Origin of the sequence: Luteimonas chenhongjianii, assembly GCF_002327105.1 — a bacterium.
GTDB lineage: Bacteria > Pseudomonadota > Gammaproteobacteria > Xanthomonadales > Xanthomonadaceae > Luteimonas > Luteimonas chenhongjianii.
Genome location: NZ_CP023406.1, coordinates 1,967,870 through 1,994,000 on the forward strand (window position 1 = coordinate 1,967,870; position 26,131 = coordinate 1,994,000).

29 protein-coding genes and 1 tRNA gene are annotated in these 26,131 nt (G+C 68.5%); 7 read left to right on the forward strand and 23 right to left on the reverse strand.

Going from position 1 to position 26,131, the window contains the following annotated elements; translation table 11 throughout:
- Together CNR27_RS08980 and CNR27_RS08985 are read right to left on the reverse strand one after the other, a co-directional pair.
- Complete coding sequence (locus CNR27_RS08980) at positions 1-867, reverse strand: DUF4344 domain-containing metallopeptidase (RefSeq protein ID WP_096300481.1); 867 nt, start codon at positions 865-867, stop codon at positions 1-3.
- 482 nt (positions 868-1,349) lie between these two features.
- Complete coding sequence (locus tag CNR27_RS08985; protein ID WP_179948164.1) at positions 1,350-3,221, reverse strand: glycerophosphodiester phosphodiesterase; 1,872 nt, start codon at positions 3,219-3,221, stop codon at positions 1,350-1,352.
- 295 nt (positions 3,222-3,516) lie between these two features.
- Here CNR27_RS08985 and CNR27_RS08990 point away from each other — a divergent pair, with 295 nt between their 5' ends.
- Positions 3,517-5,328, forward strand: a complete 1,812-nt coding sequence (locus CNR27_RS08990) for a YbhB/YbcL family Raf kinase inhibitor-like protein (RefSeq protein WP_222843092.1) — start codon at positions 3,517-3,519, stop codon at positions 5,326-5,328.
- A gap of 615 nt (positions 5,329-5,943) precedes the next feature.
- Here CNR27_RS08990 and CNR27_RS15290 read toward each other — a convergent pair.
- The 6 genes from CNR27_RS15290 to CNR27_RS09020 all read right to left on the reverse strand — a co-directional run bounded on the left by CNR27_RS15290 (position 5,944) and on the right by CNR27_RS09020 (position 10,787).
- Positions 5,944-6,258, reverse strand: a complete 315-nt coding sequence (locus CNR27_RS15290; protein ID WP_157745367.1) for an HPF/RaiA family ribosome-associated protein — start codon at positions 6,256-6,258, stop codon at positions 5,944-5,946.
- A gap of 109 nt (positions 6,259-6,367) precedes the next feature.
- Positions 6,368-7,270 (reverse strand): CHAD domain-containing protein, encoded by a 903-nt coding sequence (locus tag CNR27_RS09000; RefSeq protein ID WP_157745369.1) that lies wholly within the window; start codon positions 7,268-7,270, stop codon positions 6,368-6,370.
- A gap of 123 nt (positions 7,271-7,393) precedes the next feature.
- Positions 7,394-7,684, reverse strand: coding sequence for a hypothetical protein (locus CNR27_RS09005; RefSeq protein ID WP_096298092.1), 291 nt, complete (start codon positions 7,682-7,684; stop codon positions 7,394-7,396).
- The gene (locus tag CNR27_RS09010; RefSeq protein WP_096298094.1) at positions 7,681-8,997 is read right to left on the reverse strand and encodes a TFIIB-type zinc ribbon-containing protein; all 1,317 of its coding nucleotides are present in this window, start codon (positions 8,995-8,997) and stop codon (positions 7,681-7,683) included. The genes CNR27_RS09005 and CNR27_RS09010 overlap by 4 nt, the downstream gene beginning before the upstream one ends.
- 14 nt (positions 8,998-9,011) lie before the next feature.
- Positions 9,012-10,163, reverse strand: coding sequence for an SPFH domain-containing protein (locus CNR27_RS09015; RefSeq protein ID WP_096298095.1), 1,152 nt, complete (start codon positions 10,161-10,163; stop codon positions 9,012-9,014).
- Between the two features lie 144 nt (positions 10,164-10,307).
- Positions 10,308-10,787 carry a VOC family protein gene (locus tag CNR27_RS09020; RefSeq protein WP_096298097.1) on the reverse strand — a complete coding sequence of 160 codons (480 nt, stop codon included), beginning with the start codon at positions 10,785-10,787 and terminating at the stop codon, positions 10,308-10,310.
- A 154-nt stretch (positions 10,788-10,941) separates the two neighbouring features.
- Between CNR27_RS09020 and CNR27_RS09025 the strand changes: the two genes are divergently transcribed.
- Together CNR27_RS09025 and CNR27_RS09030 are read left to right on the forward strand one after the other, a co-directional pair.
- The gene (locus tag CNR27_RS09025; RefSeq protein ID WP_096300483.1) at positions 10,942-11,517 is read left to right on the forward strand and encodes a lipocalin family protein; all 576 of its coding nucleotides are present in this window, start codon (positions 10,942-10,944) and stop codon (positions 11,515-11,517) included.
- Positions 11,518-11,658: 141 nt separating this feature from the next.
- Entirely contained in the window at positions 11,659-12,129 is a 471-nt protein-coding gene (locus CNR27_RS09030) for a YehS family protein (protein WP_096298099.1), read from the forward strand.
- 46 nt (positions 12,130-12,175) lie between these two features.
- On the opposite strand, the gene trmY is transcribed toward CNR27_RS09030, so the two are convergent.
- On the reverse strand, positions 12,176-12,769 hold the full coding sequence (gene trmY, locus CNR27_RS09035) for a tRNA (pseudouridine(54)-N(1))-methyltransferase TrmY (RefSeq protein ID WP_096298101.1): 594 nt from the start codon (positions 12,767-12,769) through the stop codon (positions 12,176-12,178).
- A gap of 137 nt (positions 12,770-12,906) precedes the next feature.
- Here trmY and CNR27_RS09040 point away from each other — a divergent pair, with 137 nt between their 5' ends.
- Positions 12,907-13,107 (forward strand): hypothetical protein, encoded by a 201-nt coding sequence (locus tag CNR27_RS09040; protein WP_157745372.1) that lies wholly within the window; start codon positions 12,907-12,909, stop codon positions 13,105-13,107.
- Between the two features lie 93 nt (positions 13,108-13,200).
- Here CNR27_RS09040 and CNR27_RS09045 read toward each other — a convergent pair whose 3' ends face one another.
- Positions 13,201-13,923: an rRNA pseudouridine synthase gene (locus CNR27_RS09045; RefSeq protein WP_096298105.1), complete on the reverse strand. Its 723-nt coding sequence runs from the start codon at positions 13,921-13,923 to the stop codon at positions 13,201-13,203.
- Positions 13,924-14,133: 210 nt separating this feature from the next.
- On the opposite strand from CNR27_RS09045, the gene gntA reads away from it, so the two are divergent.
- On the forward strand, positions 14,134-14,892 hold the full coding sequence (gene gntA, locus CNR27_RS09050) for a guanitoxin biosynthesis heme-dependent pre-guanitoxin N-hydroxylase GntA (RefSeq protein ID WP_096298107.1): 759 nt from the start codon (positions 14,134-14,136) through the stop codon (positions 14,890-14,892).
- A complete protein-coding gene (locus CNR27_RS09055; protein WP_096298109.1) occupies positions 14,892-15,503 on the forward strand; it encodes a DUF1989 domain-containing protein in 612 nt (203 codons plus the stop codon). The genes gntA and CNR27_RS09055 overlap by 1 nt, the downstream gene beginning before the upstream one ends.
- Before the next feature lie 60 nt (positions 15,504-15,563).
- Here CNR27_RS09055 and CNR27_RS09060 read toward each other — a convergent pair whose 3' ends face one another.
- The 8 genes from CNR27_RS09060 to rlmF form a co-directional block, all read right to left on the reverse strand.
- Entirely contained in the window at positions 15,564-16,346 is a 783-nt protein-coding gene (locus CNR27_RS09060; protein ID WP_096298110.1) for a DNA-formamidopyrimidine glycosylase family protein, read from the reverse strand.
- Positions 16,347-16,815: 469 nt separating this feature from the next.
- A complete protein-coding gene (locus CNR27_RS15810; protein WP_255409794.1) occupies positions 16,816-16,947 on the reverse strand; it encodes a hypothetical protein in 132 nt (43 codons plus the stop codon).
- Between the two features lie 138 nt (positions 16,948-17,085).
- On the reverse strand, positions 17,086-17,901 hold the full coding sequence (locus CNR27_RS09065) for a plasmid replication/partition related protein (RefSeq protein WP_096298111.1): 816 nt from the start codon (positions 17,899-17,901) through the stop codon (positions 17,086-17,088).
- Between the two features lie 96 nt (positions 17,902-17,997).
- Positions 17,998-18,861 carry an MBL fold metallo-hydrolase gene (locus tag CNR27_RS09070; protein ID WP_096298113.1) on the reverse strand — a complete coding sequence of 288 codons (864 nt, stop codon included), beginning with the start codon at positions 18,859-18,861 and terminating at the stop codon, positions 17,998-18,000.
- Between the two features lie 208 nt (positions 18,862-19,069).
- The gene (locus tag CNR27_RS09075) at positions 19,070-19,561 is read right to left on the reverse strand and encodes a DUF4126 domain-containing protein (protein ID WP_096298114.1); all 492 of its coding nucleotides are present in this window, start codon (positions 19,559-19,561) and stop codon (positions 19,070-19,072) included.
- A 42-nt stretch (positions 19,562-19,603) separates the two neighbouring features.
- Complete coding sequence (locus CNR27_RS09080) at positions 19,604-19,789, reverse strand: hypothetical protein (protein WP_096298116.1); 186 nt, start codon at positions 19,787-19,789, stop codon at positions 19,604-19,606.
- A 124-nt stretch (positions 19,790-19,913) separates the two neighbouring features.
- Positions 19,914-20,243 (reverse strand): hypothetical protein, encoded by a 330-nt coding sequence (locus CNR27_RS09085; RefSeq protein WP_096298118.1) that lies wholly within the window; start codon positions 20,241-20,243, stop codon positions 19,914-19,916.
- A 118-nt stretch (positions 20,244-20,361) separates the two neighbouring features.
- A complete protein-coding gene (gene rlmF / locus CNR27_RS09090; RefSeq protein WP_096298120.1) occupies positions 20,362-21,372 on the reverse strand; it encodes a 23S rRNA (adenine(1618)-N(6))-methyltransferase RlmF in 1,011 nt (336 codons plus the stop codon).
- A 371-nt stretch (positions 21,373-21,743) separates the two neighbouring features.
- Between rlmF and CNR27_RS09095 the strand changes: the two genes are divergently transcribed.
- Positions 21,744-22,217 carry an FKBP-type peptidyl-prolyl cis-trans isomerase gene (locus tag CNR27_RS09095; protein WP_096298122.1) on the forward strand — a complete coding sequence of 158 codons (474 nt, stop codon included), beginning with the start codon at positions 21,744-21,746 and terminating at the stop codon, positions 22,215-22,217.
- Between the two features lie 207 nt (positions 22,218-22,424).
- Here CNR27_RS09095 and CNR27_RS09100 read toward each other — a convergent pair whose 3' ends face one another.
- From CNR27_RS09100 to CNR27_RS09120, 5 genes are all read right to left on the reverse strand, one after another.
- Positions 22,425-23,093, reverse strand: a complete 669-nt coding sequence (locus tag CNR27_RS09100; protein ID WP_096298124.1) for a TenA family protein — start codon at positions 23,091-23,093, stop codon at positions 22,425-22,427.
- Complete coding sequence (locus tag CNR27_RS09105; RefSeq protein ID WP_096298126.1) at positions 23,093-23,743, reverse strand: TenA family protein; 651 nt, start codon at positions 23,741-23,743, stop codon at positions 23,093-23,095. The genes CNR27_RS09100 and CNR27_RS09105 overlap by 1 nt, the downstream gene beginning before the upstream one ends.
- 77 nt (positions 23,744-23,820) lie before the next feature.
- Positions 23,821-24,939 (reverse strand): zinc-binding metallopeptidase family protein, encoded by a 1,119-nt coding sequence (locus CNR27_RS09110; protein ID WP_096298128.1) that lies wholly within the window; start codon positions 24,937-24,939, stop codon positions 23,821-23,823.
- An 18-nt stretch (positions 24,940-24,957) separates the two neighbouring features.
- Positions 24,958-25,782 (reverse strand): transglutaminase domain-containing protein, encoded by an 825-nt coding sequence (locus CNR27_RS09115; RefSeq protein ID WP_096298130.1) that lies wholly within the window; start codon positions 25,780-25,782, stop codon positions 24,958-24,960.
- 191 nt (positions 25,783-25,973) lie between these two features.
- Positions 25,974-26,048: transfer RNA gene (locus tag CNR27_RS09120), tRNA-Val, on the reverse strand.
- Positions 26,049-26,131: the final 83 nt, after the last annotated feature.

Below are 26,131 nucleotides of genomic sequence, written 5' to 3' on the forward strand. Positions count from 1 at the left end.
TCACGGGATCTTTGGCGTCGGTAGCGGGCCAGGCGCTGGCCTGGTATTGCGCTGTCGCAGGTAGTGGAGCGCCTCCGCTTCGGACATCGCGTGTTCCGATGCGACATGTGGCAGCAGCAGATGCAGCCAGGCCCGCTCCAGGCGCTGCGTCTCGCGTACGCAGCCACGGGCGCGGGCGGCGGTGAGATCGCCGGCGTCGATGATGCTGGCGAAGCGCGCGGGATCGGTGCCGTAGATCAGGCATTGCAGGTTGAAGAAGCGTTGTTCGGCGAGCGCGTGCTCGTCCGCATAGGCATGCAAATCGTAGGCACCGGTGCTGTCGGAGAGCATCCAGTTCGCGGCCAGACGCAGATTGCCGGTTACCTGCTCGGTGGTTTCGTCGTGGTCGGCGAAATGCAGCATCAGGATGGCCGCGAGCTGGTCCACCGCATCCTCCTGGCGGCCGGTGACCGGAAGATCGAGCAGATCCACGAGCGCATGCCCGGTTTCGTGCAGGACGATGAAGCGCACATTGGCGCGGACATAGCGCAGTGGATGATCGTCGTCGCTTCCGAGGAAGCGCTGGTGGTGCTGCCCGCGCTCGTACAGCGTGCGCAGGGTCTCGTAGCACAGCACCACGTCCGCGTCGGCCGGACGGTAGAAGGCGCCGGACTCGCCGCATTCGGCGGTGACGTAACGCAGCCGGCGCGGCAGGGCGAACACGCCGTCGATCGCCTGGAGTTCGGGCAGATACCGCAACAGGTCGGCCTCGCGCACGCGCAGGTAGATCTCCCGAAGTTCCGGGGACTGCGGGACTGCGTAGTGGTACTCGAACGGCGGGCCGACGAACCGGATCGCGCCCACGGCGTTTGTCGGGCTGCCGGGCATCAGGCGCGACAAGCCACCGGAACGCCCGGGTGTATCCACGGGCGCAGTTGCCGAAGCCGCGCGTTGTGCTGGGAGCTGCGTACTCGCGCAGCCCGCACCGAGCAGCGCGCCCGCGAGCGCAAGCACGGCAACGCAGGCCCGCGCCTGCATTGCGCGGACGCGGAGCGCGGGTGCGCAGCGGATGCGGTGGGTCGGATGCATGACGGGCAGGGACGCGACTGACGACGGGCGGCAGGGGCTGCAAGTGTGCGCGACGCGCAGGCATCGCGGCCAGCGCTGCCGTTCGCGGTACGCACCGCGTCGAAGTGCGCGGACTACGCGCCCCTCGACCACATTGCGGTCAGGGTGCCGTGGTCGCTCCGGCCTTGCCGAAGCCACGCGTCGTTGCGCGCAAGGACGGGGCAGCGGCACCGATGCGTCGGGCACAGCCTTTCGCGTTCGCGCGCAGAATGCGGGCGAACGCGCAGCGGCGGAGCCATCCGTCAGCGGCGGAACCAGCTGCGCAATCGGGCGAGCAGACGCTCGGCGTCGTTCAACGCGGCGCGGTCATCGCGGACCCTCACCGCCTCGGCCGGAAGGTTGGTGCTGATGTCGTCGACGCCCAGATCCAGGTAACGGGCCATGCGGACCGGATCGTCGACGGTCCAGGCCTGCAGCCGGTATCCGCGGCGGCGTGCATCGGCGACCGCGCCGGAGTCGAGTTGCAGGTGGTTGAGGCCGAGCATGTCGAAATCGGTTCGCCGGGCCGTGCCCGGTAGCGCGGCATTGGCGAACAGCGCGACCTGCACCTGTGGTGCTGCGGCGCGTGCCGCGCGTACCAGGTCGGGTGAGAGCGAGGCGAGCATCACGCGGTCCGGCTCATCGCTGCGCGCGACTTCCGCCAGCGTCGCGTCGAGCAGCGCCTGGGCATTGCCGGCGTCCGGCTTGAGCTCGACCAGTGCCATCGCGCGCCCGTCGATGAAGGCAAGCGCTTCCCCCAGGGTGGCGATGCGTTCGCCGGCAAACGCCGGGTCGAACCAGCTGCCGATGTCGACGTCGCGCATGTCGGCCAGGCGCATCTGCTCCACTGCACGCGGGTCGCCGGCCACGCGGCGGAAGTCGCGGTCGTGGAAAACGACCACCTGTCCGTCGGCGCTCAGCCGCACGTCGAACTCGATCGCATCCGCGCCGGCATCGATGGCGGCCTGGAACGCGGCGAGGGTGTTCTCCGGTGCCACCGTGGAGGCACCGCGGTGCGCGGTGATGGTGGGCTCGCTACGCAGGTTCATGGTTGCCACCGCGAGCGCCGCCTGTACCACCGCGACAACCAGGAAGGCTGCTTCGGCGGCCCACACGAAGCGCGCCGGCCGGGCCGGCGCCGCATCGACGCTGCGCGTCCCGCGCTGACCGCCCAGACGCAGGAAGAGCGCGCGCACCAGCAGCGCATTGGCGGTGGTGCCCAGAAAGAGCGCGCCGAGTACCGTGGCGGCATGGACCGTGAGGTAGACGACCATGCCGGCATTCACCAGCAGCCGGGAGTCCGGCAGCCAGTCGAGCAGCGGTGTGGCCGCGCGGGCGTAGAGTTCGTTGACGAGCAGGGGCATCGCCGCGACGCCCAGTGCGACGCCGACCACCAGCATCGCGATCCGCAGGTGGCGACCACGGGTGAGGTCGCGGCTGCGCGCCAGTGCAGCCAGTGGCGATCGTCCCTCGAGCACGAGCGCGGGCGTCGCGAGCAACCAGCGGAAGTAGAGCGTCGCATGCAGCGCCAGGCCCATTGCGAGCACGGGACCGAAGGCCAGGAGGAACCACCAGAGGGCAGGCGGACGCGCGCTGATCACGTAATAGGGGTCCAGTCCGCCCAGCAGCCGGATGTAGAGCGCGCCACCGATGCACAGCCATGGCAGCGCCAGCAGCGCATGCGCGATGACCTGGCAGGCCGCAAGCGCTGCCAGTGGTCCGGCGCGTCGCAACATGCCGCGCAGCGCAGCCGCCGCGATGCGATAGCGGCATCCGTGGCTCGCCGAGACCAGCAGCATTCCGGCCTGCTGCAGCGAGACTACGAACCATGAAAACGCACCTGCGAGCATCAGCCAGACGAGTGCCAGCACAAGGCCGGCGAGGCCGTCGAATTCACCCGCCAGCGGTTGTTCGATCCAATGCAGCAGTGCGGCGAGCGACCAGGTCGTGAGCGGCGCCGCGGCCACCGTGGCGAAGCCTGTGAACAGCAGATACCAGGCGAGCATCGGGCGCAGGTGGCGGCGCACGTCGCGGCGCATGTCGTGGGCCAGGACGCCTCGCAACAGCTGACGGTCGTCGCTGAGTGCCCGGTGTCCGGGATCGGGGCTGCCTTCGTGTTCGATGCCGTTCCGCATTGCGGCAGTGTAGACAGCGGCCGGGCGACGTCGCGAAAAAGGGCGGCAGCTCACCGCGGCCGCAGCGGGCCAGCGGCGCCCACTCCAGCGGGTCGGGCGTGCATACCCCGATCCGCCATCCGCCGCGTGCGGCGGATCGACGTGCTTGCGTGTTGCGCGGAAGCAGGCTGAAAGCGCTGCCGGCGCCCCGTGCAGCGCGCCAGGGAAACACCGGGCCGGTCGACGACTTCGCGCTGGCACCACGTTTGCGCCCCTAGCGTGCCGGTTCCTCCAGGCGTTCCGAGGCAACGACATGATGTCAGCGCGCAGATTCCGCCCGTGTTTTCTCTCCATCGCGATCGTCGGCCTGCTGGCCGGCGCCACGCCCGCGTTTGCCCAGCAGGCCGACGGAACCGATACCGCGGCACGCAACACGGTGTTCAAGCCCGGTCCGGTCGAGCCCACGCCCGCGCATCTGCAGCAGATCAAGCTGCCGGAAGGCTTCGAGATCGGCGTATTCGCCTCCAGACTGCTTAATCCGCGGATCCTGGCCGTGCACCCGGCGGGCCACATCTACGTGTCGCGACGCGAGCAGGGCGATGTGCTGTTGCTGCACGATGCCGACGGCGACGGCCGCGCAGACGGCGCGCCGACGCAGGTGCTGCACCGTCCGCAGGCGCATGGCCTCGCCGTGCACGGCGACCATCTGTATGTGGTGACGGTCAAGGAACTGCTGCGGGCGCCCATCCAGCCCGACGGCACGCTGGGCGAGCTGGAACTGCTGGTGGACGATCTGCCCGATGGTGGCCAGCATCCCAACCGCACGCTCGCGTTCGGCCCCGACGGCATGCTCTACCTCAGCGTCGGTTCCACCTGCAACGCCTGCAACGAAACCAATCCCGAGCACGCGACGATTCTCCGCATGAAGCCCGATGGCAGCTCGCGCAGCATTTTCGCCAGCGGTCTGCGCAACACGATCGGATTCGGTTGGCAGCCCGTCACCGGCGAGTTGTGGGGCATGGACCACAACATCGACAGCCTCGGCGACGAGCAGCATCCCGAAGAGCTCAATCGCATCGAAATGGGCAAGCAGTATGGCTGGCCGCACGTGTTCGCCGACGGCGGCCTGCATCCGCAGACCACGCCGCCGGGGGGCATCACCAAGGCGCAGTGGCGCGACCTGAGCGTGCCGATGGTCATGGGCTACACCGCGCATGCCGCGCCGATGCAGATGGCCTTCTATCAGGGCGCATCGTTCCCGTCCGAATACCAGGGCGACGCCTTTGTCGCGATGCGCGGCTCGTGGAACCGGAAGCCTGCAGCAGGCTACGAGGTGGCGAGGGTACGCTTCGAGCGTGGTGAGCCGAAGGCGATCGAATCCTTCGCCAGCGGATTTCTCGTCGATGGCGGCAATGCGCAGATCGCGCGGCCGGTTGGACTGGCGGTGATGCCGGACGGCGCCCTGCTGATGAGCGACGACGGCAACGGCATGATCTATCGCATCGCCTACAACGGCGGTACCCAGCGCGCCGGGCGCCAGAATCAACCGCCTGCGCCGGTCCCCGCTGGTCCGATGGAGCGGCAGGCCAGGCAGGGGCATGGCGTGCCGCTGGCGTTCGATCGGCGCGAGACCGGGCAGCGGGGTGGGGCGTCGTCGTCGTTGCAAACGGAGGCGTTCGCCGATGGCCAGGCCATTCCGCTGCGTTACAGCGAATACGGCGAAGGTGTCTCGCCGCCGCTGCGCTGGTCGGCCGTCGAGGGCGCGCAGTCGTATGCGCTGGTAATGGAGGATCCCGATGCGGAGATGCCCAAGCCGTTCGTGCATTGGGTGGCCTGGAACATCCCGGGCCAGAGCACGTCGCTGCCGGAAGGCCTGATCACCCATCCGCGGCTGACCGAGCCCGAGGACCTGCGCCAGGGCCGCAACAGCTATGGCTCGACTGGATATTTCGGACCCAAGCCGCCGCCGGGCACCGGCGTGCATCACTATCACTTCCAGGTGTTCGCGCTGGATGCGCCGCTCGACGTGGCCCCCGGCGCGGACCGCGACACCGTGCTCGAGGCCATGCGCGGACACGTGATCGGCAAGGCGCGCGTGATCGGGACGTTCGCCGCGCCGGAAGAGTGAGCCGAACTGGGCGACCGCCGGGCGCGAGTGGCGGTCGCCCGCCCTCCCGCTGCGTTGCGTCCTCTACCTCCGGGGTCGCTCGAAATTCCGACTGCGGCGCGGGGATCGACCTGCGCGTCGAGTGTGGGGATGTCGGCGTCGGTACGCCGGAGGCGACAGTACTCAGTTCTGGACCGGCAGCGCGGCGGGCCGTCAATCCGATTGGAAGCGCGGTGGCCGCCAATGCCACGGACCTCGCACTGGTGAATGTCCGGGCGTTCGTCGGATCGATGAGCGCAGGTCCGATCTCCCGGATCCGGCGATGCGTCGGGCGTTTTTCATCGCGCAGGAAGCCGCAGAACGCCAAGGTCCTTGAGGGAGCACCGGCAGGTCACGGCACTGGGCGGCGCTGTCTTCAGCGCGTGACTGACCCCACTGCCGGGGTTCGGGAAGCTTGCTGCGGCGGCAGGTCCAGCGAAAAATCGCTGGTCCACTCCTGACCGCTGCCCACAAGACCAAAGGCCCCGCATGTGCGGGGCCTTTGGTGGGGGCGAGCCGGCATCGCATCGCGTGCTGGCCTCGCTGTCACTTGAATGATGCAGTGGCGCGATCAGGACGCGCTTGCGCGCGGCGCGCTCAGTATCCGCGCTGCTTCTCGATGCGTGACTCGAGTTGTGCCTTGAGCTTGTCGCAGGCGCCGCGGATCGCCTTCTCCGTATTTTCATCGTCATGGCTCGCGCCGATCGGATCGTCGTTCTGCATGCGTGCTTCCAGAGCGCAGCGACGATCACTGGGGCCACCTTTGGTGGAATTGTGATCGGACAGAAACACCTCAAGCCGACTCAGGCGCGGGAAGAAGCGCCCCAGGTGCTGCTCCAGCATCGCGTTGACCCGCGACTCCAGTGCATCGCTGCCATCGATATGGTTGTCGGTGTTCAACTGGATCTTCAAAGCGTGACTCCTGCGTTGTGAACGATTGCGTGGAACCAGCCTAACGATCCGTGCTGCACCGTTTGCGTGAAGCGGGCTCCAGTTCGGCGCACTCGATCGCAACCGGTGTTCAGCACGGATCCGGATCGCGCCGCCAGGCAGCATGGCGACGGCGCCAGCTCTTCGCCAATGCAGCAGGTGGCAGTGCGTACAGGCGCGCGCCGAGCGAACAGGCACGGCTGGCGAGTTCCTCTTGCTGCGTCGCGATGCGATCGGACAACGCTTCGGCCATGGCCGGGTCGATGCCGGGCATCGCCCGCAGACGCGACGCGAGTACCGCGAAGTCATGGTGCAGGCCGAGCAGCTCGCCGAGCTCGGAGGCGCAGTCGTGCTCGGCGCGCATGGGGCCGGGCCAGATCGGTCGCAGCAGGCGCAGATGGAATCCGTGCTCCTTGCAGCGCTTGCGCCACGCGTGGAAGGCTGCGTCTTCTCCATTCCGGCAGGCCGTGCGCATCGCCTTGCGCCCGCGGCGATATGTCGACTCGAGCCCGGCTTCGAACGCGCCGAATCCCTTGCGTGAGAGCTGCCAGTGTTCGATGCGTTGCAGCGCCGCGGTCAGTGCTTCGCGAGCGTCCTGCAGCAGCGCCTGGCTGTCTGCCTCGTGTTCGAGTTCCTCGCGGCGCGCGTGGAGCTGCGCGCGAATCGGGTCCGGCGCGCCGGCTCCCTCCGCGCCGGCAGCGCCGACGACTTGGTCGAAGGCCGCGATCAGGATGTCGGCATCGCGCATCGGTCCGAGTGTCGCCGCGATGTCGCGGAAGGCCGCATTCTCGTCGCGGTAGCCATCGAACGATGGCCGGACCAGCCGGAGCAGGGCGCGGATCTTCTTGCAGCGCCTGCGCACCTCATGGATGGCGGACGCGGTGTCGTCATTGGCGTGGTCGATGCTGCGCAGTGCGGCGGTGACCTGGTCGCGGGCGATGCGGCGGAGCGACGCCGTGGCATCGGAATCCTTGTGTTTGACGCGGTAAGCCACGGCACACCTCCGGATCGCGGATGCACAGATCTACCACCGGCAGCGTGAGCGCGCGGGGTGCTCGCGGGCGCCTGGGCGGCCGGCCGCGGCTGCATCGAGCGCAGCCGGTGGCGACGCCGAGGGCTAGCGCACGTCCTCGGCGCTCGGCGCCGCCCCGGTCTGACCCGGATTGCGGATGCGCTGCACCCGCGCCCGGTAGGCGCCTGAGTTGTCGCCGGCAATGCGTCGCGCCCGCGTGCCGGTGACGGTGCCGACCTTGCGGTCCGAACCGGTCACGGGCTTGGCCTCGACCGTGGTCTCGCGCTCGAACGCATGCGACTTGTCGGTATTGCGGTAGTAGCGGTACAGGGCCCAGTACAGCGCGGTCGCGCCGATCGGGCCGGCGAGCAGTACCAGTGCACTTTCATCGTTCATGACATGGTCGCCAGATAGGTGATGGCGAGGCCTTCGAGGAACGTACCCACGGTGAGCGCGGCCAGCAGCAGCTTCCACTGCTGCACCGGCACACTGCCCATGGTTTCGCCGGTGCGGCCGTTCACCGCGATGTAGTGCAGCAGGCCCCCGTTCTTGCCCGGCTGGTGGAAGGAATACAGCCAGACCGGCAGGTACATCGATACCCAGCGCGTGCCGTGCACGTCCAGCTGTTCCTGTTCCCAGCGCACGCCGCGGTCGTAGCGGCGAATGGACCCTTCGACCTGCGCGCGGGCGATCGACAGCAACTGGTCTTCCAGCCGCGGCCGCAGCTGCTCGATGTCACTGTCGCGCTTCTCGGAGGTGAAGCCGGCGAGATAGGAGGCGTTCCACTTCACCGCATTCTTGGTGTCGAACGGCAGGATGGTGTTGATGATGTTGTTGGTATTGACCCGGATATCGAAATGGCCGCGCTCGCTCGAGGATTCCAGCGGCAGGTCGTCGACGGTGAAGTCCACGCGCCGCTCGACCTGGTAGACATCCGCGTCGTAGTACGTGGTCTTGTCCTTGCCCTGGGTGCGGGTGTATTCGCGCGTCTTGATCTCGCCCTTGCCGGCCACGGCCGCGCTCGCCCGGCCATCGACGACCATGTAGGGCAGGTAGACGCCGACGACGTTCTCGGGCGTGAACTGTTCCTTGAACGCCTTGAGCGCGAACAGGCGGCGCTTGTCGACGAACTGGCGGATGCGCGCGACCGCATCCTCCTTGCGGATGTGGAAGGGCAGCACCGCATCGGGGACCGCGCCATTGGCCACCTGCTCGTTGAGGCCGAAGACGTGCCGGCACCAGTGGCAGCGCGCCGTCATCGCGTTCTCGGTATTGATCGTTACTTCCGCGCCGCAGGCGGGGCATTTGAAGCTCATCAGGCTGGCGGCGTCGGCATCGATGTCGCGCGCACCCGAGGCCATGACGGTGCCGGTGAGGCTGTCGAGGCCCTCGCCGAATCCGAACGCCTCCTCGGCCCGCTCCCCATGCCACTCGTTGCGGCAGTACAGGCAGACCAGCACGTCGGTGCCGGGGCGCTGGCGGATGTCGGTGCCGCCGCACTTGGGGCAGCGGTTGAGCCCGTCCTTGAGTTCCTCGGACGCGGTGTCGATGGCGACCGGGTCGGGTGCTTCCAGCTCGTCACGGATCGGGTCGGGCAGGGTCTGCGGATCGACCGGCAACGTGCCGGGCAGGGGCGGCACGTCGTGGGGCGAGCCCGGCCCGTCCACGGGTCGGGCCGGCGCCGGGGGTGGCGGCTTGGGATCGGACATGGGTGGGCGTCCGGTCAGAGGCCCAGCGCCTTCGCCTTGAGCGCGTCGTAGTCGTCCTGGGTGATCAGGCCGAGATCGAGCATTTCCTTGGCCTGCTTGAGCCTGGCGATCGGATCGTCCGCCGCCGGCGCAGCAGGCGTCGCCGGTTGCTGCAGGCTGCCGATCCCGCCGGCCATGCCCGAGGCCATGCCCAGGCCAACCAGCCCGGCGGCGCCGCTGTGCTCGCCCGCGGACTGCATGCCCTGGGCCACGCTGGCCTGCAGGTTGGAGTTGCCGCGCGTCCCGGCCAGCGCATCGGCGCGCTGGACGGTTTTGAGGAGTTCGCGCGTGTTCGCGTCGTACTCGATCGAGACGATCGCCGTCTTGACGATGGCCAGGCCGCGGTCGGCCTTCCAGTGGTAGGCCTGCTCGACCGCCGCCGACAGGCTCTGCGCGAAGCCCAGCGAATCCTGCTGCAGCTTCGTGATGCGATTGCCCTTGCCGGGATCGTTCGTGTACAGGCTGAAGGCTGGTGCCAGCGACCCCACCACTTCATTGAAGAGCTGGCTGGCCGCGGCGTTGTCGATGTCGGTGAAGTCGAAGACCTGGCCGGGCGCGAGATAACGCGCCGGCACGAAGTTCTTCACGAACAGGATCGGGTCGACGATCTTCAGCGTGTAGGAGCCGCGCGTGATGGCACCGACCTGGGTGCCGAGGAAGCCGTCGTCCCAGTAGATCTCCGATTGCGTGCCGAAACGGTTGTCGGGCAGCTCCTTGAGCGAGACGAAGAACGCCGCCTGCTGCGAGCCCGGCTGGCCGCCGAACTTGAAGCGCTCCCAGCTCTGCCGGATCAGCGGGCTGACGATGCCGTCGCCGGCGAAGACCGACTGCGAGTTGATGTCGTCGGAGCGCCATTCGTAGCCGCCGGGCTCGGCGACGAACGCGGTGATCGCCCCGTCCTGGAGCAGCAGCAGGCCGTAGCCTTCCGGCACCACGATCTTCGAGCCGTTGGTGATGATGTTCGACGAGGCGCGGGTGTTGGAGCCGCGGCCGGCATTGGTGTTCTGCGGTACGGCCGCGAACAGCGCTGCCGTGGGCGGCAGCCCCGCCGGCACCGTATAGAAATCCTTCCACTGGTCGGCCAGCACGCCGCCGACCGCACCCGCCACCGCCTGTACGAGACCCATGACAAACTCCCTGCGCTTCGTGGACGGGCAACGTACCCGACAGCGCCGGACTATACCGCTGGGGGCGTAAGCGAATCGCAGACGGTGCGCGCAGGTAGCGCCGGCCGGCTCCGCCTCCGCAGCATGGTTCTCACGCGGTCCGGATCAGCCGCGTCTGGCGGCCTCGATCGCCGCGATGTCGATCCTGCGCATGGTCATCATCGCGTCGAAGGCGCGTTTCGCGGCGGCGGGGGCGGGGTCGCAGATCGCTTCGATCAGCGCGCGCGGCGTGATCTGCCAGGACAGTCCCCAACGGTCCCTGCACCAGCCGCAGTCGCTTTCCTGGCCGCCGTTGCCGACGATCGCATTCCACAGGCGGTCGGTCTCGGCCTGATCCTCGGTCGATATCTGGAAGGAAAATGCCTCGCTGTGGCGGTGCGCTGGCCCGCCGTTGAGGCCAAGGCAGGGGATGCCCATCACCGTGAACTCGACCGTCAGGACGTCGCCCTGTCGGCCGGACGGGAAGTCGCCGGGTGCGCGATGGGTAGCGCCGACGGCGCTGTCGGGAAAGGTCTGTGCGTAGAAGGTCGCGGCGTCCAGGGCGCCGCCGTCGTACCACAGGCAGATCGTGTTCCTGGCGGTCATGTGGGTGCTCCCGAGCGGTGCCGGCAGTAGACGGGCAGGGCGGTTAATCCCGCGTAGCGGGCCTGCCGGATCGGTTCGTCTGATGCGGCGCGCCGACATCTCACACCCCGCGTACGCGCGCCGCCCGGACAATCGGCTTTTGCCGGAGCGGCCCATGCGTCTTCCCATCGCCCATCTGCTTGCCGTCGCCGGCCTGTCTGCCGCCGCAAGCGCCGGCGCCGCGCCGCCAGCGCTCCCCAACGTGCCGGTGGCCGAAGTGGATCTCGAGCGCTACGCCGGCACCTGGTACGAGCAGGCGCACCTGCCGATGTTCTTTCAGCGCAAGTGCGTAGGCGACACCACCGCGCACTACAGCCTGGAGGCCGATGGCACGGTGGCGGTACTGAACCGCTGCCGCAGGGCCGATGGCAGCTTCAACGAGGCGCGCGGCGTCGCGCGGAAAGTCGGCGGTCACAGCGCCACGCTGGAGGTCCGCTTCGCACCTCGATGGCTCTCGTGGTTGCCGATGGTCTGGGGCGACTACTGGGTGATCGCGCTCGACGAGTCCCAATACCGCTGGGCGATGGTCGGGGCCCCCGATAGGAAATACCTGTGGATCCTGTCGCGCACGCCGCAGCTCGATCCGGACGTGCGCGCCCGGCTCATCGAGCAGGCGCGCGCGATGGGCTACCCCGTCGACAGGCTGGTCGATACGCCGCAGCGGTCGCAGGCGGAAGACGTCGACAGTTGATGGGTCGGTACGGCGGCCCGGAGCGGGAGCCGCCGTCGGTCGCCATCGCAGGCGCGTATCTGCTGCGATTTCCGCGGCGGATCCGTCCCCGGCGCCGCCGCGCCGCTAGACTGCAGCTCCCGTTCCGCAACCCGGCTTTCGATGATCAACAACGACGTCCTGCGCAGCATCCGCTACATGCTCGACCTGAGCGACCAGAAACTGGTCGATCTGGCCCACCTGGCCGATCCCGCGTTCCCGCTGGAGAAGGAGCAGGTGCCCGCCCTGCTGCTCAAGGAGGACGAGCCCGGCCATGTGCCCTGCAGCGATGCGGTGCTGGCCCACGTGCTCGACGGCCTGATCGTGCAGCGTCGCGGCCGCGACGACCGCCAGCCGCCGCGGCCGGTGGAGGCGCGTATCAGCAACAACGTGGTGCTGAAGAAACTCCGCGTGGCGTTCGAGCTCACCGATGTCGACATGCACGCGATCTTCGCCGACGCCGGCTTTCCGATCTCCAAGCCGGAGATGTCGGCACTCTTCCGGCAGGCCGGACACCGCAACTTCCGCCCCTGTGGCGACCAGTTGCTGCGCAATTTCCTCAAGGGCCTGACGATGCGGGTGCGCGGCGCCTGATTCGGTCGTCCCGCCCTGCGGTCCGTCGGAGCTGCGGAGTGCCGGCTCAGCGCTGGTCCAGTTCGTAATGGATCAGCACCACGCATTGCGATGCGAACAGCATCTGCGGGCCCAGCGCGATCTTCTTCGCGCCCATCCGCTCCAGGCCCGGTACCGCCTTCTTCGGCATCGGAATATGGTCGGTGAGCAGGAAACAGGGGTTGTCGGCGAACGTCTGCTCGCGGATCGGCGTGCCCTTGGGGTCCATGAGGAACAGCTGGTGGTCCGCTGCCAGGCCCTGCACCAGGCGCTCGAAACTCGTCGTGCGCACTTCCACGCCCGGTTCCACTTCGCGCGTCTCGTCCTTGGCCATGCCCCGCGACGCATCGAGCGCGGCGGCGATCTTGCCGAGCAGGGCGCGTTCGTCGAAGCCGCCGATATCGCGCATCGCGTCGACCTCGAAACGGACCGTGCGCGAGAAGTCGCGCGTGCTTTCGAGCACCAGGTAAACGATGACGTCGCGCCGGTGCGACTGCGCCACGAACACGGCGTTCATCAGCGTATGGGCGAGGATCTCGCTGTGGGCGTCCTTGCCGATGGATGCCAGCAGGGCCTGGCTGTCGGTGGGCGCGGCGCGCGCCCGCAGTACGAAGGTTCTCATGCGTGTTCCGGTCGATCCGCGAGCGCGCGACATCGCGCGCGGGCGGCCCATTGTCCCCGCAAACGCCAGCGCCGCGTATCCTGTGCGCCGCATATCCGGCGCTGGCGCCGGGACCGCAGCCGACGAGAATGCAGACGATGGCCCGATTGAAGCGCGACCCCACCCGGGAGCGGAACCTCACCCACGACTACGCGAAGTGGCTTGTGCAGGAAAAGCGCGAGCGCAACCAGGCCAACGGCAAGCTCTTCGCACGCCAGCACACCACGCGCGGGCGTCGCTTCCACGGCTACAACGAGCAGGAAATCTGCACACTGATCGGCGTCGACTATTACGGTTGAGCCGGCGCCGACACGATTGCCGGTCGGGCCCGGAATTCCGGGCGGCGTGGCCCGTCGGGCCGGGCGGGAGTCAGAGGGGCGGCCGCAGCAGCCTCAGAAGCGCTCGCCGGCCGGCAGATAGCGCCAGGTACCCACCGGCATCTTCGCAAGCGGGACCTTGCCGATGCGGATGCGCCGGATCGCGACCACCTCGAGCCCCACCTGCGCGCACATGTGCCGCAACTGGCCGCCCTGGACGCCCTTGATCGCGAACCGCAGGCGCACCTCGTTCTGCCAGCTGACCTTGCACGGCGGCAGGTCGCGACCGCCGTACTGCAGACCATGGGCGAGCTTGCGCAGGCCGTAGGGCGCGATCTCGCCGCTGACCTCGACGACGAATTCCTGCTCGATCTCGTCGCGGTCCTCGGTCAGCCGACGCCAGACGCGGCCATCCTGCGAGAACACCATCAGGCCGCTGGCCTCGTTGTCGAGCGGCATCAGCGGCGTCAGTCGCTGGAAGTGACGTTCGAGCAGGCGCACGCCTGACGGGTCCTCGTCCCAGCGCGACGCAGGCACCACCAGGCCTGCCGCCATCTTCGGACCACTGATGGCGTCATAACCGGCCGGCTTGTGCAGCAGGATCGTCGCCGGCTCCACGGCGGCCAGGCGCGCTGCAGGATCGAGTTCCACCACCTCGGTGGTCACCATGTGCTGCGGCAGTTCGACCACCCGGCCATCGACGGTCACCCATCCGCCCTTGATGTACTGCTCGGCTTCGGTGCGCGAGCACTGGACAAGTTCGGCGAGGCGCTTGGCGAGGCGGACGGGTTCTGACATGGGGAAGTTCGGCGGCGTGGGCTGGGCAGTGTAGCGAGGCTGGACCCGGCTGCCCCGCATTCTCCTCGGCAAAACGACGCGGGCCACACAACCGCCAATCCGGCGTGAATGCAACATCGCCTGACAGGGGCCGCCTACACGTGCCGGTGCGGCAGCGGGATCTAGCCTTGCGTACACGTCCGCGAGCCGCGGTAGTCCAAGGTTTCTTCAATGACCAATGCACGTCCCAGCGCGCTGCGCTGTCCCCATGCCTCCCGCGCCGACGTGGCGCCCGCCGCAGCTGCCCCAGAGACAGCGCCGTCAACTGTGGTCGCGGAGGAGTTTCTGGCCTTCGTCGACGCGCCCACCTTTCCATGCGTCGGGTCCAAGGCGGCACTGGCGAAGGGTGCGATCCAGACCCATACCTTCGGCAAGCTCGGGGACCGTGCCAACGATGCGCCGGTCCTCGACGCGCTCGGCGCCTTCGCGTCGATGGTCGATGGCATGCCACAGGCCGACCGCACGGTGCATTCCTTCGTCGCCCTGTTCGACGGGCCGCAGGACACAGACGAGCAGCGCTTCGAGGCGCTGCTGTGGTCGCAGCTGCAGCGGCTGCATGACCTCGACGTGCGTCGCGGCACGCGATGGGCGGCCGACGTCAGCCGCAATCCCGACGACCCGCATTTCAGCCTGAGCCTGGCGGGGCATCCCTTCTTCGTGATCGGCCTGCATCCGGGCGCGTCGCGCATCGCGCGGCGTTTCGCCTGGCCTGCGATGGTCTTCAATTCGCATCGCCAGTTCGAACGGCTGCGCGAGGACGGCCGCTACCAGAAGATGCAGGCCGCGACGCGCGAGCGCGACACCGCGCTGCAGGGCGGGATCAACCCGAACCTGGCCGACTTCGGCGCAGCGGCCGAGACCCGGCAGTACAGCGGCCGCAAGGCAGAGGCCGGCTGGACCTGTCCCTTCCGCGTGCGGAGCCCGCGCTGATGGTGGTGGGCAGCGTGGAACGCATTGCCCCGTGCTCGGGGCGCGCGGTGGAACTCGACACCGGCGACGAGCTGATCGTCATCGATCCGATGGGCCAGCAGGTCAGTGATCTGACCGCGTTTTCGCTTGCGGATACGGCGGAGTACCTGTCATCCGGCCGCTCGATCGACTACGCCTCCAAGCTCTGGCTGAGCAGCGGCGATCTGCTCTACTCGAACCGGAGCACGCCGATGTTCACCATTCTGGAGGACACCTGCGGCCGCCACGATTTCACCCTGACGCCGTGCTCCAAGAAGATGTTCGAGATGCTCTACGGCGAGGAGGAAGGACGCCCGGGCTGCGAGGGCAATCTCGCGGCAGCGCTCGCGCCCTATGGCATCGGGATCGACCGCATCCCGGTGGCCTTCAACATCTTCATGCACGTCGCTTTCGACGAAGCTGGGGTGGTGAGTGTCCTGCCCCCGCTAAGCCGCGCCGGGGACTTCGTGCGGTTGCGCGCCGAGATGCCGATGGTCGTCGCGATGACCGCGTGCTCGGCGGGACAATCGAACAACTTCAGTTACAAGCCGATCGATTTCAGGGTGGAGCGCCGGAGCGCCGCAGTCGCCTAGGCGATGCCTGCGCGGCGTTTGGCATCGCCGCTCTCCGAAGCCACTCCGCAGCGCGGGCGCTCAGCCTGCCGCTGCCTCGTCGGCGACACTCATCGATGCTTCGGTCGTTCCATAGCGCCGCTGGCAGGTGTCGCACCAGAACGCCCGGCGCTGCGCCCGACCCAGATGCTTGCGATAGCTCAGTGGTGTGCCGTCCCGCGGGCACGTGGTCTTGGTGTGCACCTGGTAGTGCTTCTTGAGCTGGAACGCCTGTTTCCAGCGATAGAAATCGAAGCTGTAGGCGCGTGCCTCGGCGACAAGCTCGCCGAGCTTGCGCGCGGGCAGGGCGCCGACGGTACTTTCGGGATGCACGCGGATGCGATGCAGCACTTCGTTCTTGATGATGTTGCCCACGCCGGCAAACACGTCCTGGTCCAACAGGACATCGGCAGCCAGGGCGTCCGGCTTCGCGCGCAAGGTGCGGCGCGCACGCGCGGGGTCCCAGGCCTCGCTCATCACATCGACACCCCAGTCGTAGGCGGCGTCGAGGTCGCCCTCGATGAAGCGAACCGAGCACGAGTAGAAATTCAGCGCATCGCCCTTGCTGAACCCCAGGCCCAGCCGCGGCGTTGCGGCTTTGGTCTCGTTGATGCGCCAGCTGCCGAACAACAGGAAGTGGATGCGCACGCTGAAGCCGTCGAACTCCAGCAGGAAATGCTTGCCCCAGCTGCGCACCGCCCGCAACGTGCGATTGCGCAGACGGGCGATGTCCTGCTTGCTGTTGCCTTCGACGTGCAGCACCTTGCGGCCGACGAACTGCTGGGCAAGTTCGCGAAGAATGACGATCGATGGACCTTCAGGCATGACCGCAGCATCAGGCCGCGCGGGTGTGGCCGCCGCGAAGATATGGTGCCCGCCGCGCGCGCATGGGCCGAGGCCTACGGCGGCAGGCATCCACGTTCGCGGGGCGCAGGTGCCTGTTGCGAACCCCGCAAGAGTATTGCTGCCGGCGTGCGGCAACGTGCCGGAGGCCAACTTGCGCGATCGCGGCGCACGAAAGCGGAGCGGCCAGGGCAGTCAGTGGCGCAGGACAGTCCGGACAGCTCATGCCGAGTGCGCCGACGCCGACGCTGCGGAGCGGGATGGAGAACGCTGACTGATCGGACGATGAGGACGACGGCGCGATGACGGTGACCGGCGCTCGACTGCCGCGAAGCCGTCCGTGGAATGTGGCGCGGGGCGCGCATTCCATTTGTCTGCCGGGAGCGGGACCCACCAGGCCCGGGACGGGCGCGACGGGTTCCCGAGGCTCAAGACCTGCGTGGTAGGTCGATTACTCCGCGGGCGTCGCGGCGCCCTTGGCGGCGTCGCGCTCTGCGCGCTTCTTGGCGTCCTTCTCGTCCTGCTTCTTCTTCTTGGCGAGTTCGCGCTGACGCTTTTCGAACGAGTAATTGGGCTTGGCCACGGAGACTCCTATGCGATTGAGCGCCGCATTGTCTCATCTACGGCGCAAATCCGCCCGCTGGCCCGTTCAGGGTCTGGTCGGCAGCCGTGGCGTCAGGGGCGCGGGGAGGCTGGCGACTTCTCCCCGGCCCCGGTTGGATCAGCTGCGCAGGCGCTGCAGCTGGGCCTGCAGGGCTTCGACCTGGGCGCGGAGCTCCGCGTTCTCGCGCTCGAGCTGGGTAACCCGGCGTTGCAGCGACTTCGCGTCCGGCGCGGGGTCCTCGCCCTCGCCGGACTGGTCCGGCCGCGGCCGCTTCTTCGCCTCGCGCGCGCGTCGCGCAGCCTGCTTGAGCTCTTCCTTGCCCGCCTGGGCAGCGCTGCGCTGCTCGTCTGCCGGCAGACTGGCGACCGCCGCTGCGGCGCTGAGCGAGATCTCCCCGGCCTTCAGCGCCCCCACCACTTCCGGCGTGGCCTGCGAGTGGATGCGCTCGATCATCAGCACCTGGTTGCTGCTGAGCTTGGCCTCGCGTGCCAGTTCGGCCCGGCTCACCGGGGCGGGGGCATCGTCCCACGGCGGGCGATCATCGGTCTGCGCATCGGCGACATCGGCCGAGCCGGCCTGCTCCACAGCCGCCGTGCGCTGCGCCTGCTGGCGCGCCGCGATGATGTCGCGCTTGCGCAGCGCCAGCACGCCGCGCTGGTAGTCGGACACGCTGCGACGGCCCAGATGCTGTTCGATCATCCACAGATGCACGTCTTCCATCGACTGGAACCGGGTGTTCTGCAGGGTATTGAACGGGATTCCGTGCTTCTGGCAGATGCCGTAGCGGTTGTGCCCGTCGACCAGCACATCACCCCAGAGCACCAGCGCGTCGCGGCAGCCTTCGGCCAGCAGGCTACGCTCCAGGGCCTCGTACTCGTCGCTCGTCAACGGGTCGATGTAGGCCTTGAGTTCTTCCAGGACGACGATGTTCATGCGCTGCGACCGCTTCGGGGGGCGCGCATTGTAGAGGCGACGGTTCCCGGATGCCGAGACCGGGGCAGGCGATCGCCTCGCGGCCGCAGGCAGGCTTCAGGCGGGCCATGCCAGTGCGTGCGCCGGCAGGCGCGCCGAGCGGCCGCTCAGCCGTTCGAACTCGGCGAGGTCGTGAGAGCAGAAGACGTCGACGTCTGCGGCGCTGTGGCGCAGCTCGCGCAGGCGCTGCTGGTTATGCAGACGGGCGCCGCGGTCGAGTTCCATCATCCACTGATAGAAGCGCAGGCCGGGCGGGCACTGCGGCGATGCGTCCATTTCGCGTTCGTGGAAATAGGCGTCCGCCGCAAGCAGGCGCCAGCGCGGGGCGGCGTCGACCGCAATGCCGGCATGCCCATGCGTATGGCCGGGCAGCGGCACCAGCAACACGCCTGGTGGCACGCCCTGGAGATCGGGCACGCCGTCGAAGCCCATCCAGGCCTCGCCTCGGCCCGGCTCGTAGGTGCGCCAGCGACCGCGGCTGGCCCATTGCTGCGGGCGGAAGCGCTGGCGGTCCAGCCAGCTCTTCTGCAGTACCGCGTGATCCCGTTCGCGCGCCAGCATGTGCACGGTCGCCTGCGGGAAGTCGTCGAGGCCGCCGGCATGATCGAAGTCCAGATGCGATAGCAGAATGTGGCGGACATCGGCCGGCTGGAAACCGAGGCGCTGGATCTGGCGTACGGCCGTCATCTCGGCGCGGAATTCGGGGCGCAGCAGGCCGAGGAAGAATGCGCTCAGGCGCGCGCGCGGATGCGCCACGTCGCGCAGCCCCAGCCCGGTATCCACGAGCACGAGGCAGTCCGGTGCTTCGACGAGCAGGCAGTGGCAGGTCAGATGGCCGCGTACGAGGTCATGCGTGCGGCCATCCATCAGGTGCCCGCCGAGCGGGCAGGTGGAGATGCAATTGAGGTGGTGGATCCGCATCGTGGGCGCCTCGCTCTGGCCCGCAGTCTCCGATCGGGGCGATCAGCCATTCGTGATGGCACGGACAACAATTTCAGGCGGTGCTGTTATTGCAGGGAGGCTGAAGCCACCGCCACGGAAGGCGCGAGACACCCAAGCGCCGGCGCCCGGCTGACGCCTGCCCGCTAAAGGCGAGCGTGCGCCCGGCGGGCGGAGCCGGAGCCCGGGCTCAGTGGCGGCGCAGAAGTGGGAAACGGCGGGAGGACTTGGCCGCGCTCCTGGCGATCAGTGCAGCGCAACCCACGGTGATCGCATCCTCGACAGCGCCGGTCGACTTCTGCCCGAAGCGCTGCATCGCGCGGATGCGCATGTTGAACGTCACATAGGCTGCGCCCACCGCGGCGGCGGCGCCGAGCGCTGCGGCCAGCGGACGCTGCTCGCGCGGTGCCAAGGCCATTCCGGCGATGGCGCCGGTCGCGATGCGCGCCAGCATGCCCGCCGCAACGGTACGGTCCGGCGCACTTTCCATCTTGTCGCCGGCGAGCTCGCCTGCCGCCAGCAGCTTGGCGCCGGTGGATGCGAGCCGGTTGCCGAGCAGGCGCGGTGCACCGTTACCGGCCGGCAGGGTGCCGTTGCACGCAGCGTTGGCAACGGCCGCCAGCGGCGTCATCGCGCGCATGCCGGCGACGGCGCCCATCAGGATCGAGTGGATCAGAGCCATCGGAAAACCTCGTGGGACGGGGCGGACCCGGGAAGTGCTTGATCAGGCCAGCGCGGCAGTGAACCCGCCGTCGTCGCGCACCGCGTCGAAACGCAACCGTAGTGCGTGGCCCGACAGGTATTCCTCACGCAACCGTAGTGCGCGGCCCGACAGGTATTCCTCGCCCTCGGACAGGGGCGCGCGGATCGGGACAGCCTTCGCGCCGGCAAAGGCGGCGGCCCACGGCACGCGGGCCCGCGGAGCATGTCGCGGCAAGCCCCTTGTCGGGTCGCAGTTGCAGCTGTGGTGGGGGCACCGCAGCTCGGAACGGGTCCGGTCGCGTGGTTCCAGCCGCGCGCGGTGAACAACCGCTTCAGTGCGCGATCGGCGCCTGGGTGCCGTCGCCGGTGCCTTCCCAGCGCCCGGAGCGCTCCGCCTGCGGGCAGATGCGCAGATAGGTCAAGTAGGCCGCGATCTCCTCCAGGCTCCAGCCAGTCTGGTAGTAGCAGAACGTCGTCGGCGCTGGGCAATACCCCGGGGTGATCGCGGGGATCGAGGTGGCGTAGTCGGGCACCGGAAACCAGGCTTTCGGGGTCTGGTCCAGGCCGTAGCGGCAGAACACGAATGGATCGCCCGCACGCCAGATCAGGCCCTGCTCGCCGGTCTGCGCATGGGCGACCCCGCCCGCCGCGAGAAGGCCCATGGCACACAGGAGGCTGCGCAGTCTCGGAGCGCTCGGCATCGGTCCGGTCCTTCGGAGGGAGCGGTCAGCCTAGACAGCGCGGGGCGGGCGCAGGGCCGGGCATCTGCCGGCGCTGGGGTCAGGCGTCTCCGTGCGCCGGGGTCGGCGGCGTCCGGTCGCCAGCCTTGTCGGCCCACCATGCGCGGCGGGCATCGGAGGCGTGGAAGGTCCATGCCAGGAAACGGCTTTGCTTGTTGCCCTGGGCCATCGGCACTTCGCGGACTTCGCCGGCACCGGCCCTGCGCAGTTCACTGCGCAGGCCCGGCAGGTGCGCAGATTTCGACACCAGGCTGCTGAACCACAGGACCTGATCCGCGAAATCCACGCTTTCGCGAATCATCTTGCGCACGAAGCGGGCTTCGCCGCCCTGACACCAGAGTTCGCCGTCGCGCCCGCCGAAGTTCAGCGGCAGTTTGCGCGAGGCGCGGGGCGGACCGTCCGAGTGCGCGGCCAGGTTGGCGCGCTTGATCCGACCGCTGCGCGAGGCTTCGGTGGCCGAGGAGTGGAACGGGGGATTGCACAGGGTGACGTCGAAACGCTCCTCGCGACGCATGGCGCCGTGGAAGAGATGCCCGCGCAAGGTCTGGGCGCGCAGTTCGATCGCGTCGGTCAGGCCGTTGCCCCGGACGATCGCGTCGGCGATGCGCAGGGCGGTGGGGTCGATGTCGGATCCCGTGAAGCGCCAGCCGTACTCGGCGTGGCCGATCAATGGATAGATCGCATTGGCGCCGGTGCCCAGGTCGAACACGCGCACCGAGGGCCCGCGCGGTGGCTCGCCGCCACAGTCGCTGGCCAGCAGGTCGGCCAGGCCGTGGATGTAGTCCGCGCGGCCGGGCACCGGCGGACACAGGTAGCTCTCCGGGATTTCCCAGTGGGCGACACCGTAGTCGGCCTTCAGCAGTGCCTGGTTGAGGGTGCGCACCGCGCGTGGATCGGCGAAATCGATGCTGGTGTCGCCGGCTGGCGTGCGCAGCAGGTATGGCTTGAGGGCAGGTGACACGCGCGTAAGCCGCTTGAAGTCGTAATGACCCTGGTGACGGTTGCGCGGATGCAGCAGCTGCGGCCTGGCAGAAGACGTGGGATGTGACATGCGGGTATTAGACCGCATTGCGGCTCCGGACGTGCCCGAGCCGCGCTGGCGCCACGCATCGGCGGCCGATTGCATCGACTCGGGGCGTGACATGGCCGCGATCCGCTGCGGAAAATTGATGAATGCCGTGCGGAGATGTTCACGCAGCGCGGCGCGGAGGAAACCGGTGTGAACGCCCGCCGACCAGTCAGTCCATGGGTCGCCGGGTGCAGGGCGCCCATCGGGCGTCTCGCCGCCGAAACTGTTGCCCGCAATTTGCGCGCATCGGGGCTGGCCGGTATCGTGGTCCGCGTTCCATCGTTGCTCACCGTGGGTTTCGCCGGTGCACTCGCAGCACATCCTCCCTTCACTTCCATCCAAGGAGTACATCCATGGACATCGTCGCTGCGCGCGTCGCCACCTTCCACTACACCCTGACCGACGACGACGGCAACGTCATCGACAAGTCGCCAGAAGACCGTCCGCTGTCCTACTTCCACGGCGGCGGCAATATCGTGCCGGGCCTGGAGAATGCACTCGAGGGCCGCAAGGCCGGTGACTCGCTGAAAGTCGATGTGAAGCCTGAAGAAGGTTACGGCCTGCGCAACGACAGCCTGGTCCAGGCCGTGCCGAAGCAGGCGTTCCAGGGCATCGACACCATCGAGCCGGGTATGCAGTTCCAGGCCCACGGCGGCGCCGGCCCGATGCTCGTCACCGTGGTCGAGGTCGGCGAGACCGAGGTCACAATCGACGGCAACCATCCGCTCGCCGGCAAGACCCTGCACTTCGCGATCGAGATCGTGGACGTGCGCGAGGCATCCGAGGAAGAGAAGCAGGTCGGCCAGGTCGCCGGTCTGGGCGAGTAAGTGCCGCGCGCGGCCTGGTCTGCGCCAGGCCGCGCTATGAGCGGGATCACCACGCATGGGCCGCCGCCGTGCGGCGGGGCAGGCGATCACCGCACGCGCCGGCTGGGTGAAAGTCGGCCGGCCGTATAGGTGCATCTGCCGGCGGGGCGATCGATCCCCATGCCGGCGCCGTCCGTCGCGACGGGCGGGCCCGGCACTCGGCGGCCCTCAGGGCTCGCTGGCGTCGAGCGCCATCTGCCAGAAATCCGCCTCCAGCCGCGAGGCCTTGGCGAACAGGGCGGCGAGTTCGTCGAACCTGTTGGCGCCCAGATAGCGCGCGCCGAGGTCGTCGAGATGCCGCGACGCGGCCGCGGCCACGTCCTGATAGGCATCGCTGGCGTATTCGCCGATCCATTCGCGATACGGATGCGCGTGCAGTGCCTCCACTCCCGCCGGTGCGAGCGCGCGGCCGATCTCGGCGTACCCGAGCACGCAGGGCGCCAGTGCGACATGCAGGTCGAGCAGATCGCCGGACATGCCGCAGTCGAGCACGAAGCGGGTATAGGCCACCGTGGCCCGATGCTCCGGCGTTGCCTCGATCCGGGCCGGCGACAGCCCCCAGCGTGCGCACAGGCGCAGGTGCAGGTCGAGTTCCATGTCCACGATCGCCGACAGCCCAGCCTTGGCCGCCCTCAGGTCGGCCAGCGTGCGGCTCTTGTAGGCGGCCAGCGCATTGGCGCGCGCGAACTGGATCAGGAACAGGTAGTCCTGCACGAGGTAACGCCGGAACGCGTGCTCCGGCAGGCTGCCATCCCCCATCGCTGCGACGAACGGGTGGGCGACGTAGCTGCGCCATGCATCCGGCGCGGCGGCCTTGAGGCGCTCGAACAGCGTCATCAGCGGTCGCTCCGTGCGTAGGCGGCATCGAAGAACGCAAGTTCGAGATCCACGGTCCGGCGGAAGAAGTCGGCGGCGCCCGCAGCCTCGTCGGGGCCGACGCGGTCGAGTTCGGCCTGCAGGAAGGCGACGAAATCCGCGAACATCGGGTTGTCGTGCAACGTGATCCACTCGGCGTGCACGAAGCTTTGCGGCAGTGGGCGGGGCGCGCGCTGGGCCCAGTCGAGGTAGAGACCCTCGGCGACATTGAGCACCGCCAGCGTGGCCGCGTAGGAGCGGGTAGCGGCAGCTTCCCGCATGATCGCCTTGAAGCCGGCCGTCGCCTTCGTGTCCGGCGTGCGCATGCGTGCATCCGCGTCGACGCCCAGCGCGTCGAAGGCGCGCAGGAAATAGGTGTTCTCCTCGCCGCTGACCATGCCGGTGAACCGGCCCAGCGTCAGCCGCGATTCGAAGCGGTCGCTGCTGGCGATCGCCGCGCCCAGCAGGACCAGGAAGCTGTCGAGGAAACGGTGGTCCTGGACCAGATAGCGCGCCATCACGTCGTCGGCGACCTCATCGGTGCCCAGTTCGCGGACGAAACGATGCTCGATCGCGCGCGTCCAGGTGGTCTCGCAGGACTGCCGCAGGATTTCGCTGAAACGTGTGGGCATGGGATCTCCGGAACGCGCCGCTGCAGACGCGGCAAGTGCATGGGAAACCGGATTGTGGCGCAGGTGGGGCGGATCAGTCAGGCGCGCTCCGCGTCCTGGCCGACATCGCCTCGCGGCGCCCGGCCTCCCGTTGCGGTGTGCCGGGCTTGGCGGACGAGGCCGTGGATATAGGCCATCTTCTCGACCACCGGCGGCGCCAGCACGAAGGGGTAGATGTCGGCATGGCCCATCGCGCGATTGAGGCTGTTGATCGCCCACGTCAGTGGCAGCCAGGCATCGACCAGGCGATGGATGTCGGCGACGCGGTGGGGATCGAAGGAAATGTCGGTTTCCATCGTCGCATCGTCGGTCACGTCGGGCGCGATGCGGATGCCGAAGGCCGACGCCATCTCCAGCGTGTCGATGATGTGCAGGTAATGCGCCCAGGTTTCGGCCCAATCCTCCCAGGGATGCATCGTCGCGTAGGGACTCACGTGGGCCGCCTGCCAGTCGCCGGGCGCGCCTCGCTCGTAGTAGCGCCGCAGTGCCTGCCCGTAGTCGAGCCGGTCGTCGCCGAACAGGGCGCGGCAGCGGGCGAGCTCGGCCGGCCCGGCATCGCGGACCAGCCGGTCCCAGTAGTAGTGACCGATCTCGTGACGGAAATGCCCCAGCAGTGTCCGGTAGAGCTCGCCCATGGCCAGGCGCGTGGCCTCGCGGACGGCGTCGTCGGCCTCGGCCAGGGCGATGGTGATGTGGCCGTTGTCGTGTCCCGTCAGCACCTTGGCGCCAGTCGCGGGATCGGCAAGGAAATCGAAGGACAGCGGCTGCGGATCCCCGCTGCCGGGCGTGGGAGTGGGCAGCTCGAGACGCAGCAGGGTGTAGAACAGGCGGCGTTTGGCGACTTCGATCCTCTGCCATGCGCCCAGGCGCTCGGGGCTGTCGAGATTGGGGATCGTGCGGTTGTGGCGGCAGGCGCGGCAGTAGGCCTGCGCGTCGTCCGCGGGCAGCAGCCAGTTGCACGCCGAATGCTTGGCATTGCGACAGAAGCGGTAGCGTCGGTCGGGCCGCGCGGCGGTGGTCCAGGCGTCGCCGTCGGGATCGAGCGCCTCCAGGGTCAGGGTTTCGGTGACGAAGCCGAGGGTCTTGCCGCAACGCAGGCACTCGCTGTTCTCGAAGTAGAGCACCTGCTCGCAATGCGAGCACTTGAAGAGTTGCATCGCAGGGTCGCTCCGGGATCAGGCCGCGTGGCCGAGGTCTTCGTCGAAGCCGGGTCGATCGTCGAGATCCGCCCATACCCGCAGCGACAGCGTGCGCAGGGGCCGATAGCTGGTCAGGAAGGCCACGTCGGCAGCGTCGCGGCCATATGCGATCACCACACGACCGCCGCGCGGCGCGGACTGGGTGGCGTCGAAGGTGTACCAGCTGCCGCCGAGGTAGGCCTCGAACCAGGCATGCATGTCCATCGGCTTGAGATCGTGCAACCAGCCGACCACCATGCGTGCGGGAATGTCGAGCGCACGGCACAGCGTGATGCCCACATGGGCGAAGTCACGGCAGACGCCGGCCCCTTCGGCCAGCGTGGCCTGGGCATCGGTACTGGCGTTGCTGACACCGTAGCGATACTCGAGGTGCGTTGCGATCCATTGCCGGATCGCTTCGGCCTGCGCGTAGCCCGGCGCGGCGGCGCCCACGATGTCGCGTGCGCGCGTCCACATTGCCGCCAGATCCGAGGGGCAATAGCGACTGGGCAGCAGGAACTGCAACGTCTCGGCCGGCAATGCCGCAGGGTCAACCGCGGGTGCCCCACGGGCCACGCGGATGTCGGGCGTGGTCTCGACGGTCGCATCGATGCGCAGCCGGGTGAGGCCCTCGGGCAGCACGAAACGCTGGCAACGGTTTCCGAAGCTGTCCACGTGCTCGTCGAAGCCCAGGCTGCGCTCGAAGCCCGGGCGCCCGTTGACCTGCCATCGTGCCGATCCGTCGCGCGGACAGAGCATCGCGATGACCGGGCTGGCCGCATCGGTTTCGATCGAGAGTTCGCAGCCAGCCTGGACGCGCATGCGGAAGAGTTCCTGAAGGTGCGCCAGACTAGGCGCGCGATCGTGCAGCCGACGTGGAGGCACGGAGCGCTATTGCCCAGGGCGCGCTGAATTCCGGAGCATTCCGCGAGTCGCGGTGCAGGGACGGGCGTACGCCGGGTGCACGAAAAAGCCGGCCCATGGGCCGGCTTGTCGTACACGCGATGTGCAAATGGTGGGCGGTACAGGGATTGAACCTGTGACCCTTGCCGTGTGAAGGCAATGCTCTACCGCTGAGCTAACCGCCCGGATCTCTCGGAGCGTCCACATGTTTCCGGACCGTCTCCGCTGCGCCGGCCAACAAGGGCGGCGCGATCGGGACGCGAATTCT